Genomic DNA, 12655 nt, shown 5'->3' with positions numbered 1-12655 from the left:
GGGCTGTAATTGTCCCACGTCAATGCATGGAGATTTTGCACATATCCCGCCCCGTATCCCTTCGGGGCTTAGATGATATCCCGCTGCCATCTCAGGATGCGCCGCGTGCGCAGGCACTTGTGGCGCGCTGCCCTGTTGCGGCGCAAACACCTCTGGAGGCTTCGGTGGCGATTGCCACGCAAACAGGCGTGCAAGACGTCTGGATAAAGGACGAGCGGGGCCGCATGGGGCTAGGCAGCTTCAAGGCGCTGGGCGCTGCCTATGTTATTGCGTGCGATGCCCAAGGTGGCCCTGTATCGGCACGCACCTATGTGACCGCCAGTGCGGGCAATCATGGCATGTCTGTTGCAGCAGGCGCCGCGGCATTCGGGGCAGCATCGGTGGTCTATATTGCGCAGACCGTCCCCGATAGCTTTGCCGCGCGGCTGGAAGAACAGGGCGCGCGCGTGGTGCGCGAAGGCGAGACATATGAGGACAGCCTGCAAGCAGCAGAGCAAGCGGCAGAGCAGAACGGTTGGGATTTGTTGTCGGACGGGTCGTGGCACGGCTACACAGACCGCCCCCATCGTTTGATGGAGGGCTACACCGTGCTGATGGCCGAGGCGATTGAACAACTGTCGCTCGCGCCTACACATATATTTCTGCAAGCGGGTGTTGGTGGTCTGGCTTGTGCCTGTGCCACCTTGGCGCGGCAGGCATGGGGCGATGCGCCGAGGATTGTAGTGGTTGAGCCTGACGCGGCTCCCGCGCTGCACGGCTCTATCGTTGCGGGCGAGGCAGTAGAGAGCGTCGGACCAGTTTCAGAGATGGGACGGCTTGATTGCAAAATGCCTTCGCTGATCGCGCTTAAAGGTCTGGCGGAGGATGCGGATGCCTTTGCTTTGATATCAGAACATGAGGGGCAGGCAGGCGCAGGTCTGGCTATGGTTGCAGGGCTAGGCTCGTCTCCCTCGGGGGCGGCGGGAATTGCGGCACTGGCCGCACTGGATGCCGATCAACGCGCCGCCTTGGGCATTAATGCGCAGTCGCGGGTGCTGTGCATCCTCAGCGAAGGGCCTGCATGATGCAGCGCGGCTTTGCGCGGGCCGAGTTCGAGGCACGTACAATGGCGGCCCAGGCAATGATGGCGCAACAAGGGCTGGATGCGCTGCTGCTGACAACAGAAGCGGACGTGCGTTATTTCACGGGCTATCTGACGCGCTTTTGGGAAAGCCCGTCGCGTCCTTGGTTTTTGGTCCTACCCGCGCAGGGCAAACCCATTGCGGTGATCCCGTCGATTGGCGCACCCCTAATGGGCCAGACGTGGCTGGATGATATCCGCACTTGGCGTGCGCCTGACGTGCTGGATGACGGGGTAAGCCTGCTGGTCGATACATTGAACAGCTTGCACGCACTGGAGATCGGCACTCCCATGGGCGCCGAAAGCCATCTGCGCATGCCGTTGGCCGATTGGGCGCGCGTGCAGGCAGCGCTGTCAGGCACTGTTAGGGATGATGCGCGCATTGTGGCAACGCTGCGCGCGGTCAAGTCCGAGGCAGAGGTCGCCAAGATCTCGCAGGCATGCGCGATTGCGGGCCGTGCCTTCGCCCGGATGGATCAAATTGCGCGCAAGGGTGTAACCGTCGCGCAGGTGTTTCGGGATTTCCAACGGCTATGTCTAGAGGAAGGTGCCGATTGGGTGCCCTATCTGGCGGGCGGTGCGGGGCAGGGTGGGTACGGTGATGTTATCTCGCCCGCGCAAGACGTGCCGCTTGCCTCTGGTGATGTATTGATGCTGGATGCAGGTCTGGTTTGGGACGGTTACTTCTGCGACTTTGATCGCAACTTTAGCATCGGTGCACCCACGGCAGAGACGCAAAGCGCCCATGCCCGCCTGATTGACGCGGTAGAGAGTGCAGCAGCGATTGCCCGCGAAGGCACCACCGCAGCGCAGCTGTTTCACGCGATGGACGAAATCGTAACTGGCGGGGCGGGCGGCTCTGATGCTGGGCGGCTGGGCCACGGTCTTGGCATGCAGTTGACCGAGGGGCTATCGCTGATTCCACAAGACCGAACAGTACTGAAGGCGGGAATGGTAATCACCCTTGAGCCAGGGATCGAAACGGGGGACGGACGGATGATTGTGCATGAAGAAGATATCCTGATCACCGAGGGCGCCCCGCGATTTTTGTCGCCGCGCGCCTCCCGCGATATTGCTGCCTTATGACCCAGTACACCTACACCCGCGCGCAGGAGGGGCTGGCGCCTGTCGGTCTTGTGGTTTTGCAAACCGACGAGACGATAGAGCAGGACATGCGGCGCATGCTACCGCCCCGCACGCCTGTTTATGTAACGCGCGTGCCCTCTGCACCTCAGGTGACGCCCGAAAGTCTGCGCGAGATGGCCCAACACCTGACCCAAGCTGCTCGGCTGCTGCCCCAAGCAGTGCCATTTTCCGCCATCGGATACGGCTGCACTTCGGCTACCTCACAGATTGGTGCAGACAAGGTTGCGCGGTTGATCGGCGACGGGGTCCGCACCGAGCGGGTATCGGACCCGCTGAGTGCGCTTGTCGCCGCCTGTACCGCAATGGGCATCACGCGTTTGGCGCTATTGTCGCCTTATACGGCGGATGTATCGGACAGGCTGCGCGCGGCACTGGCATCAGCGGGAATCGAGACGCCCGTTTTCGGCAGCTTCAACGAGGCAGACGAAGCCTGCGTTGTGCGCATCGATGCGGTGTCCCTAATTGAGGCGGCCTGTGATCTGGCGGGGCAGGGCGATGTTAATGGCATCTTTTTGTCCTGCACCAATCTGCGCACCCTCGACGTGATCGCGCAGATTGAGGGGCGCACAGGATTACCTTGCCTGTCCAGCAATCAGGCCTTGGCATGGCATCTTAGTCCAGATGCAACTGTACCGGGCCGGTTGGCAGACGCGCTGCGGTAAGGCGCCTGCCGTGCTAAGGGGGTAATGGCAATGCCGGTTCCTCTTGGCCTGCCTTTGCCACATCTCGATCACCGCGTTGCTCGTGGTGGCACGTTTGGCAAAACAGCCTTCGGTTGCTCTTGACCTTACCCAGCCGCTCCCATAACACCAAGGTCGGTCTTGCGGGCGTTGTGTAATGGTAAGACCTCAGCCTTCCAAGCTGATGATGCGGGTTCGATTCCCGCCGCCCGCTCCATCATTTTGCTCCCATATATATCCCTGCGACAGCGCAACGCTTGACCACAGCTAACTGGCGCGCCAATAAGCGCTGCACGATTTGTTAAAGGACAGCGCATGGCGGATAGCTCCACGCAGAAAAACGCACCGGTTCCGCCCTCGGCTACGGAAGAGCGCGCCCGCTCGCGCAAGATAGGGGCACTGCGGGCCTTGTTGCCGTTTTTGCGCCCTTACCGTCTGCTGATGCTCGCGGCGCTTGCGGCTTTGGTGGCCACTGCAATGATCTCGCTCGCGCTGCCGCTGGCCGTCCGCCGTGTGGTGGATAACTTTGACACGGGTGAGACCGCGCTGCTGGACCAGTATTTTGTCGCGGCCCTCGCCATTGCGGGCCTGCTGGCCGCTGGCTCTGCGCTGCGCTACGCGCTTGTCACCCGTTTGGGAGAGCGTGTGGTTGCGGATATCCGCAAAGAGACCTTCGACCGCGTGATCGCGATGAGCCCCGTCTTCTATGAGCGTATCATGACGGGCGAAGTGCTGAGCCGCATTACAACCGACACGACCCTTATTCTTAGTGTGATCGGCTCGTCCATATCGATCGCGCTGCGCAATATGCTGACGTTCATTGGCGGGCTGATCCTGATGCTGCTGACTTCGGCAAAACTGGCGGGGTTGGTGCTGTTGATTGTACCGGCTGTAGTGGTGCCTATTTTGCTGTTGGGCCGCCGCCTGCGGGTGCTGAGCCGCGAAAATCAAGACTGGATTGCGGCCTCTTCGGGAAATGCCTCCGAAAGCCTGAGCGCGGTGCAGACCGTGCAGGCCTTTACCCACGAGGCGGCAAGCCGTGCGCAGTTCGCCCAGATGACCGAAAGCTCGTTTGATGCGGCGCGCAGGCGCATCCGCACGCGGGCCTATCTGACCGCGATTGTGATCTTTTTGGCCTTTTCAGGCGTTGTCGGCGTGTTGTGGATCGGTGCGCGCGATGTGCGCGATGAGTTGATGACCGTGGGGGCATTGGTGCAGTTTGTTATCTATGCGGTTATGGTGGCAGGTGCGGTCGCAGCCCTGTCCGAGATCTGGTCGGAATTACAACGCGCCGCAGGTGCTACCGAGCGTCTGGTGGACCTGTTGGAGACCGAGGACCCTGTGAACGATCCTGCCGCTGCACGCAGCCTGTCCGCACCTGTGCAGGGTCACATCCGGTTTGAAGATGTTTCCTTCAGCTATCCTGCACGGCCACAAGTTGCCGCTTTGGATGGTGTAAGTCTGGAAATAAAACCGGGTGAGACGGTTGCTTTTGTGGGGCCGTCCGGCGCTGGCAAGACGACCATCATCCAGATGATCCTGCGCTTTTACGATCCGCAGCAGGGGCGCATCACCTTTGACGGTGTGGATCTGCGCGACCTTGCGCGCGATGATTTCCGCCGCCAGATCGCATTGGTGCCGCAAGACCCTGTTATCTTTGCGGCCTCCGCCCGCGAGAACATCCGTTTCGGTCGCCCCGATGCGACCGATGTCGAGATTGACAGCGCCGCACGCGCCGCCGCTGCCCATGACTTTATCACGGCCCTGCCAGATGGATATGACAGCTATCTGGGCGAGCGTGGCGTGATGCTGTCCGGTGGTCAGAAGCAGCGTATCGCCATCGCCCGCGCGATCCTGCGTGCAGCCCCCGTGCTGCTGCTGGATGAGGCAACCAGCGCGCTGGACGCCGAAAGCGAGCGCGCCGTGCAAGCGGCGGTAGAGGAGCTGAGTGCTGGGCGCACAACCTTGATCGTGGCGCATCGTCTGGCCACTGTGAAAAAGGCGGACCGTATCGTGGTGCTGGAGGATGGCCGCATCGTTGACACGGGCACGCATGACGCATTGGTGGACAAGGGCGGGCTTTATGCGCGCCTTGCCCGTCTGCAATTTACAGATGGCATCGCAGCCGAGTAATTCCCTCTTGCGTCTATGGGGCGCTGGGTGAAACACTCGGACCCATAAACCAATCCATAAGGGAGTATTCAAATGGGTCTGTGGAGTTTTGTAAAAGGTGCGGGCAAAAAAGTGTTCGGCGGCGATGATGAGGCCGAAGTTTCGGGCGCGGCGCTGCAAGACGAGCTGAAAGAACTGGGTCTGGACGCCGAAGGTCTGGACATCACTGTCGAGGGCGACAAAGTCAAAGTGACGGGGAATGCGGCCTCTCAGGAGATGCGCGAAAAAGTCATTCTGGCTGTGGGCAACGTCGAAGGTGTTGCTGCGGTAGAGGATGATGTAACGGGCGGCGAAGGCGAGCCTACGTTCCACACCGTTGAAAAGGGTGACACCCTTTGGGCGATCTCGGAAAAAACACTGGGCAACGGCGCCCATTATGAAAAGATTTTCGAGGCCAACAAGCCGATGTTGACCCATCCGGACAAGATCTATCCCGGTCAGGTGCTGCGCATTCCCGCAGCCTAAGACCCTGCTGCACCCTGCCCCATAAATCGGGGTGCAGCCTCTTTTGCCAGCAATGGCGCCTCCCCATATCGTTGTTACCCGACTGACGTTCGGGCACTTACGCATTTAACGCTGCGTCTGTAGCGATGCTTTGCTTGAATTTTTGGATCAGGGGCGGCATCGTATCGTATCAAAATTACGCATGCCGCACCAAGCGGCAGCACAGGGGAGGAAGACACATGGGATTCGCAGGAATCATCGACCGCGACGCCATCGAGGCGGAGTGCACGTGGGAAGACCGCGATGTACACAAGACACTCTACAGTCTGCTGGCTGACACAACCTCAAAATTTCCAAAACGCAATGCGCTGAGCTATCAGTTGTTCTCGGGCCCCAAGGACCATGCAGAGACACTGAACTGGCAACAGCTGCACGACAAATCCGTGCAGGCGGCCAATCTGTTCCGCAGCCTTGGGGTGGGACCAAAGGACGTGGTGGCCTATGTGCTGCCCAACACGAACGAGACGGTCTACACCCTGTTCGGCGGTGCCATTGCAGGCATCGTGAACCCGATCAATCCGCTGCTGGAGGCGGAACAGATCGGCGCCATCCTGCGTGAGACAAATGCGACTGTCGTCGTGACCCTGCGTCCCTTCCCGAAAACCGATGTGGCCGACAAAACAGCCGAGGCGGTGGCGCTGGCACCGAATGTGAAAACAGTGCTGGAAGTAGACCTGCACCGTTACCTGACAGGCCTTAAAAAGGTGATCGTGCCGCTGATCCGCCCCAAGCGGACCGCCCAGAACCAAGCCACCTACAAAAACCTGAACGAAGAAATGGCTAAGCAGCCCACAACGCTGCAATTCGAGGATCCGCAGGAAGACCGCATCGCGTGCTATTTCCACACGGGCGGGACCACGGGGATGCCAAAGGTTGCCCAACACAAATATTCGGGCATGATTTACAACGGCTGGATCGGTAAGCAGATTTTGCTAACCGAAGAGGATAACATCCTGTGTCCGCTGCCTCTTTTCCACGTTTTTGCTTGTCACGTGATCCTGATGGGTGCGCTGTCGGCAGGGGCGCACACCGTTTTTCCCACGCCGCAGGGTTTCCGCGGGGAGGGCGTGTTCGACAACATCTGGAAGCTGGTAGAGCGTTGGCAGATCAGTTTTATCATTGGCGTGCCTACTGCTATTTCCGCGATGATGCAGCGGCCTGTGGATGCTGATATCAGCTCGGTCAAGAGCACGTTCAGCGGCTCTGCCCCGCTGCCGATGGAGCTGTTTCGCCGCTTTGAAAAGGCGACAGGCGTTGAAATTCTTGAGGGCTACGGCCTGACAGAGGCGACGGTTATGGTGTCAGGCAACCCCGCGGACGGTGTCAAAAAAGTAGGCTCTGTCGGCGTGGAATTCCCCTATTGCCGCGTGCGTATCATCAAAGGCACGCCAGACGGTCATGTGGATGCTGCAGTGGACGAAGTGGGCGAGATTTGCGTCTCCAACCCTGGTGTGTTCCCCGGAAATACCTACACCGAGGCGGACAAGAACAAAGACCTCTATTACGATGATATCTACCTGCGCACAGGTGATCTGGGCCGCAAGGACGAGGACGGCTATATCTGGATCACAGGCCGCGCCAAGGATTTGATCATCCGTGGCGGCCACAACATTGACCCTGCCGAGATTGAAGAGGCGCTGCTGGGCCATGAGGCCGTTGCCTTTGCCGGTGCCATTGGCCAGCCTGACGCCCATGCGGGCGAGGTGCCCTGCGCATTCGTTGAGCTGGTGGACGGTGCATCGGTCACGACAGAAGAGCTGATGGCGTTCTGCAAAACGCATGTTCAGGAGCGTGCAGCGCAGCCCAAGTACCTTGAAATCATGGATGAATTGCCCAAGACGGGCGTTGGCAAAATCTTCAAGCCCGACCTGCGCCGCAGTGCCATTACGCGCGTGTTTGATCACGCACTTGAAGCTGCTGGTGTGCCTGCGCGCGTGGATCATGTGATCGACGATAAAAAGCGTGGTCTGGTGGCGATGATGGCGATGAACGGGGCCGAGCCTGACGCCGTTGGCGAGGTGCTGGGCAGTTTCATCACCCAATGGGATCAGGCGTGAGCCAACCTGACTATGGCGCGCTCCTCGATGATGAGGTGCGCGCCTACATCGCGCGGGGGGCTACGTTCTATCCCCCCAACGCGGTTGATCTGACGATAGCACAGCAGCGCGAAGTCTATGACGCAATGTGTGCGGCGTTTCATGCAGGCCGCCCCGAAGGCGTACAAACATGGGACGAGGAATGGGGCGGTGTGTCTTGCCGCAGATACGAGACTGGCCCGAGCGATGTCACGGTGGTCTATTACCACGGTGGCGGCTTTGTCGTCGGGGGCTTGCACAGCCACGATGATGTCTGTGCCGAGATATGCGACCGCACAGGTTTTCGTGTAGTTTCAGTCGATTACGCGCTGGCACCAGAGCATCCCTTTCCCGCCTGCTACAATGATGCGTTGGCCGTGTTCGAAGGCATTGCCGAGGTATATAAAGGCCCGATCATCATGGCGGGGGACAGTGCCGGCGGCAATCTGGCTGCTGCCGTTACGCATCATGCGCGGGACCGCGTCGCGGGGCAGGTCTTGATCTATCCTGGCCTTGGGGGCGATCCGACGGAGGGCAGCTATGTCGAACATGCCAACGCGCCCGAGCTTACGACCCGCGATATGCTGTTCTATCAAAAGGTCCGCACAGGTGGGGCTGAGGTGCCTGTTGGCGATGCGCGCTATGCGCCGCTGCATGACGCGGATTTTGCTGCGCTGCCCCCAACGGTTTGCGTCACAGCACAGTGTGATCCGCTGGCCAGTGACGGGGAGGCATACCGCAACGCGATAGCGGCTGCTGGCGGGCAGGCAGTGTGGTTCAACGAGGCAGGGCTGGTGCATGGCTGTCTGCGCGCACGGCACATGTCGCAGCGTGCGGCGAAGCTGTTTGACAGGGTTGTCGAGGCTGTCGATGCCTTGGGGCAGGGGACGTGGCCCTATGATGAAATGCCCTTAGACTAGGTCAGAAAGCTGTCTGCTTTCATAGTGTTAGGGATGGGCGCGCCGAGGCGTGTCAGGATCGTCGGAGCGAGTTGTAGCTGATCGATGACTGCGTCCGCCTCCGGCCCCTGTGCATCACCGAAGTAGTAGAGCGCGGCCTCTTGTTGCAGCGGGTCACGCCCCCCGTGGTGCCCGCGCGCGTCTTGTCCGTGATCGGCAGTGACGATCACCTCATATCCCGCTGCGCGCCATTTCGAGATGAAGGGTGCGAGCATTTCATCCATTACATGACAGGCATGGTCCATCTCTTGGCAGTCGTGGAAAAAGCGATGGCCCATACTGTCGAGAGTGCAGGTGTGCAGCATCCCGTAATCAAGGCCAAAGCGCAGGCACAGGTTGGTCAGCGTGGCAAAGAGATCGACGTCAGATGGGGTCATCTGGTTGGACTGGCCATAGCCTGTCATGGTGTGGAAACGGCCATGGTTGATGCTGTCGCTGTCAGGCTCATCGTATTCAATATCGCGAACGTAATCAAAGGGATGGCGGTTAAAGAACTCGGACCAGAAGCTGTGGGCAACAGCGCCTGTCACACCGCCTGCCTTGCGCACCTGACCAAACACATCGGGCTGGCCAAGGTGAAAGACGTTGCCGTTGCCGGTACATCCATGCACAGCGGGGGCGAGGCCTGTATGGATGGACGCATAGCAAGAGGCCGAGATGGAGGGCAGCACCGAGCGGATCTTCCACACACGGGCATCGCCGCTGTCGACCCAGCCTTCGAGATTGCCGAACAGACGTCGCCAGTTGCGGTAGGGTACACCGTCGAGAATGATGAGCAGGAGTTTGGATTTCATGGGCCGCCCCGTGGTGTTGCGTTTCTCCTCCGATAGAAGCGCAACAGCACCGTGCGCGCAACAGCTAAGCTAAAATTTCCGTGCGGTTCGGAACAGGCGCGTTAACACCCAAGTTTGATGGAGTTTGAGGGGGGTGCGGTGGGTACATTTGCCGTACACCCTGCGTACACCCCCCAGTGCACCCTGTCAGGCGTTTGGCCCGATTTACACAGCGCGCGTTGCGTCGTATTTCATGACATACCCGCGCCCGACAGCGGCGTGTTCAGGGGTGTGTCAGGGCGGGTTGTTTTTGCGGGTGATGACGCCATTGCGGGGCAACGCGGGCTTCTGCCGCGATTGGACAAATGACTGATTTTTTGCAGCACACGGCATAGTGAAAAAAGCCCTACAGCAGTCACTTTGTAGAACAAACTGCAGTCAGCCCGAGCCCTCCATTCCCGCTCATATCCTTAATGTAATCCCAACAGTTTCTTACCGTCGCCGCAATAACGACACCAATCACCAGCATTTATCTCAAAACGTAGAGAAACGAGTACGGTGAATGCCAGATCCTGTCATATCAGAAATCAAGTACCTCGGCGGAGGACCGTTGGACTTCCTCGAAGTCCGTGTGCCTGACGACTATCCCGATCCGGCAAACCTGCGTCTGGTCATCTACGATCTTTCGCACAACGGCTCCACCAGCGCATCACCCGCTGCAGCGGATGTTTACAACATCACGTCAGTGGGAAATCTGTATACCGAAGACGTTGACAGTGATGGCAATGACGACGACGGAGTTCTGCATTATACTATCGGCCAATCCGAAAACGGCACAAACATCCGTTTACACATGCAAGATGCGGTCGGGCTCTATAATGCTGTTACCGGAGAGACCTATGGCCTCTATAACTGGAGCGGTGCGAGTTATACCGTTTCCACCGCCTCTGGTGATCCATTTGCGGGGCAAGTTGCGGAACTGTTGGACACGACCGGTCAGGTTTCGGGCGTCAGTTCGCTAGAGCGGCAAGCGAATGGCGACTACACCCTTCAGACGACGCCACAGCCGGGAAGCAGTTATATCTGTTTTACCGAAGGCACCCAGATTTTAACTACGGGCGGTAACCGTGCAGTTGAAGATCTGCGCATTGGTGATGAAGTGGTCACGAAGGACGCTGGTGCGCAAAAGATCCGCTGGATTGGCCGCAAAGACCTGATGGGTCTCGATCTGTCAGGCCACAGCAATCAACCGATTACAATCAAGGCACATGCTTTTGGCCAAGGCGTTCCCAGCTGTGATACCAAGGTGTCACCGAACCATGCCATTTTGAACACCCATTGGAAGGCGTCACTTTTCTTCGGGGATGCAGAAGTTCTCACGACAGCGAAAAGTCTTCTGAATGCGGATTATGCGTACCGCAGCACTGTTGCGTCTGTCAGCTATTTTCACATTCTGCTTGATCAGCATAATCTGGTGCAAGCAAACGGGCTGTGGGCAGAGAGCCTGTATCTGGGATCCGAGTGCATGAAGATGCTGTCTCCAGCATGCCGCTCGCAGATTTTCAATATGTTCCCGCAGCTTGGAGGTGACATCTCCGGCTATGGTCAGACTGTGCGCCAGCAGGTGAGGCCAGACGTTGGCGCACTGCTGATTTGAGGGACCAGATTTCGGAAGGATGCACACCCGATCAGCGAGCCTTATATAATCATCATTTCCTGTGACCAGATGTTCATGCGACACACGGCATTCGGAAAAATGAGGTCAGACCAGACCTGTGGCGCTGCAGCGGAACGAAACCATGTTGGATGGCAGCAATGCGGACAGAGTGAGCGATCGCCGCAAGCGTACCAATGTCCGGTTTTGCCAGTCAATGCGGTGAACTTGCTGGCTTGTGTTAATGCGCTCTTGCGAGCAGACCATACAGTTGCGCGTAATTTCTTGCGCAAACCGCTCGTCCCGAAGTAGTGTTGAAGGGGAGGATAGAATGCGAATAACTTTGACCTTTGGTTTATGCGCTTGCTTCCTAACATCGGGTATCAGCAGGGCAGAGACACTTACAAACGAGGCGACGATAGGTGTTTTGGCATATCGTGGTTCAGCCGAACTAAAGCAGAAATGGATGCCTCTCAGTGAATATTTGATGGCCGTAATTCCCGGATGGTCCTTTCAGATTGTTCCTATGACGCTTTCTTCAGCGACGGAGCAGATCAAGTCAGGCCAGCTGGATTTTGTCGTGACAAACCCTGGTCACTTTGTGACGCTCAACCGAGAACACCGTATGAGTGTGCTTGCGTCGCGATCACAGGAAAAATCTGACGAGCGGCACTCCACTGAATTCGGCAGTGCTATAATTACCCGTAAAGATAGCGGCATCCAGTCATTGAGTGATGTTGCGGGTAGGTCTGTAACAGCAATCGACGCAAATGCTTTTGGGGGGTTTCAGATCGCTTGGTACGAGTTTGATCGCACCGGGATTGATCTGTTTTCCGACACCTCCAGCCTGACATTTGTTGGTTTTCCAATGGATCAGGTTGTTGCTCAGGTTTTGGCAAAGGAAACGGACGTCGGCATCGTCCGAAGCGGTTTGATGGAAGACATGTTGCACGAAGGACGTGTTGATAAAGATGAAATAAGATTTTTGAATACCAATGTGATCTATGATCATCCGGACACGGTCAGCACAAATCTCTATCCAGAGTGGCCATTTGCGGCTTTGGCCGCGACTGACCCGAACCTCAAAACTCAATTCGCCGTAGGACTGCTACAGAGCGGAAATAGCCCGCTTGCCGCCGAGTACGGAATGAATGACTTATGGTCTGCACCCCTTCCGTATCACGGTGTGCAGGACTTGACAGAAGCCTTCCACGCGCGCTTGCAGCACACCAGTTTGCTACAGTCCACCTTGTTTGCGAAAGCGGTGTCGGTTGGGTTGCTGGTTCTGTTATCAGCAGGTGCTTTGCTTTGGTGGTGGCGCGCCAATCATGCAGCGAAAGAGCTGGACGAAGTGGGCGACGTCATGGCGGATGAAGCTGCCAATCTGACCCAGCGTGAGCATGAAATACTGGCATTTATTGCCAAAGGATATTCGACAAAAGAAATTGCAATTGATCTTGGGATAAGCCCAAAGACCGTCGAATTTCACCGCGCAAATTTGTTGCGCAAGTTTGGTGCGCGCACTTCAAGCCAGCTTGTTGCGTTGGCAACCTAGGGTAAACCCTAGCACTG

Annotated in this window: 10 protein-coding genes and 1 tRNA gene; 10 read left to right on the top strand and 1 reads right to left on the bottom strand. The window is 58.0% G+C overall.

Annotation, left to right across the window (positions count from 1 at the left end; genetic code table 11):
• The first annotated feature begins 26 nt into the window (after nucleotides 1-26).
• The 8 genes from Q0903_RS01205 to Q0903_RS01170 all read left to right on the top strand — a co-directional run bounded on the left by Q0903_RS01205 (nucleotide 27) and on the right by Q0903_RS01170 (nucleotide 8617).
• A complete protein-coding gene (locus Q0903_RS01205) occupies nucleotides 27-1064 on the top strand; it encodes a pyridoxal-phosphate dependent enzyme (protein WP_299412110.1) in 1038 nt (345 codons plus the stop codon).
• Nucleotides 1064-2206: a Xaa-Pro peptidase family protein gene (locus tag Q0903_RS01200; protein WP_299412108.1), complete on the top strand. Its 1143-nt coding sequence runs from the start codon at nucleotides 1064-1066 to the stop codon at nucleotides 2204-2206. The genes Q0903_RS01205 and Q0903_RS01200 overlap by 1 nt, the downstream gene beginning before the upstream one ends.
• Nucleotides 2203-2928: an aspartate/glutamate racemase family protein gene (locus Q0903_RS01195; RefSeq protein WP_299412105.1), complete on the top strand. Its 726-nt coding sequence runs from the start codon at nucleotides 2203-2205 to the stop codon at nucleotides 2926-2928. Before Q0903_RS01200 ends, Q0903_RS01195 begins: the two co-directional genes overlap by 4 nt.
• A gap of 161 nt (nucleotides 2929-3089) precedes the next feature.
• A tRNA-Gly gene (locus tag Q0903_RS01190) sits at nucleotides 3090-3163 on the top strand.
• A gap of 98 nt (nucleotides 3164-3261) precedes the next feature.
• The gene (locus tag Q0903_RS01185) at nucleotides 3262-5079 is read left to right on the top strand and encodes an ABC transporter transmembrane domain-containing protein (protein WP_299412102.1); all 1818 of its coding nucleotides are present in this window, start codon (nucleotides 3262-3264) and stop codon (nucleotides 5077-5079) included.
• 72 nt (nucleotides 5080-5151) lie between these two features.
• The gene (gene lysM, locus Q0903_RS01180) at nucleotides 5152-5583 is read left to right on the top strand and encodes a peptidoglycan-binding protein LysM (RefSeq protein ID WP_299024274.1); all 432 of its coding nucleotides are present in this window, start codon (nucleotides 5152-5154) and stop codon (nucleotides 5581-5583) included.
• Between the two features lie 218 nt (nucleotides 5584-5801).
• Nucleotides 5802-7679 carry an acyl-CoA synthetase gene (locus tag Q0903_RS01175; protein ID WP_299412099.1) on the top strand — a complete coding sequence of 626 codons (1878 nt, stop codon included), beginning with the start codon at nucleotides 5802-5804 and terminating at the stop codon, nucleotides 7677-7679.
• On the top strand, nucleotides 7664-8617 hold the full coding sequence (locus Q0903_RS01170; RefSeq protein WP_299412097.1) for an alpha/beta hydrolase: 954 nt from the start codon (nucleotides 7664-7666) through the stop codon (nucleotides 8615-8617). The genes Q0903_RS01175 and Q0903_RS01170 overlap by 16 nt, the downstream gene beginning before the upstream one ends.
• On the opposite strand, the gene Q0903_RS01165 is transcribed toward Q0903_RS01170, so the two are convergent.
• Nucleotides 8614-9450, bottom strand: a complete 837-nt coding sequence (locus Q0903_RS01165) for an alkaline phosphatase family protein (RefSeq protein ID WP_299024269.1) — start codon at nucleotides 9448-9450, stop codon at nucleotides 8614-8616. The genes Q0903_RS01170 and Q0903_RS01165 overlap by 4 nt on opposite strands.
• A 541-nt stretch (nucleotides 9451-9991) precedes the next feature.
• Between Q0903_RS01165 and Q0903_RS01160 the strand changes: the two genes are divergently transcribed.
• Together Q0903_RS01160 and Q0903_RS01155 are read left to right on the top strand one after the other, a co-directional pair.
• Entirely contained in the window at nucleotides 9992-11086 is a 1095-nt protein-coding gene (locus Q0903_RS01160) for a Hint domain-containing protein (RefSeq protein ID WP_299412094.1), read from the top strand.
• Nucleotides 11087-11414: 328 nt separating this feature from the next.
• Entirely contained in the window at nucleotides 11415-12638 is a 1224-nt protein-coding gene (locus Q0903_RS01155; RefSeq protein ID WP_299412092.1) for a PhnD/SsuA/transferrin family substrate-binding protein, read from the top strand.
• Nucleotides 12639-12655 lie beyond the last annotated feature (17 nt).

Origin of the sequence: uncultured Sulfitobacter sp. (genome assembly GCF_947502895.1) — a bacterium.
Taxonomy (GTDB): domain Bacteria; phylum Pseudomonadota; class Alphaproteobacteria; order Rhodobacterales; family Rhodobacteraceae; genus Sulfitobacter.
Note: the sequence above shows the minus strand (reverse complement) of the source record. Positions and strands in the feature narration are given on the sequence as shown.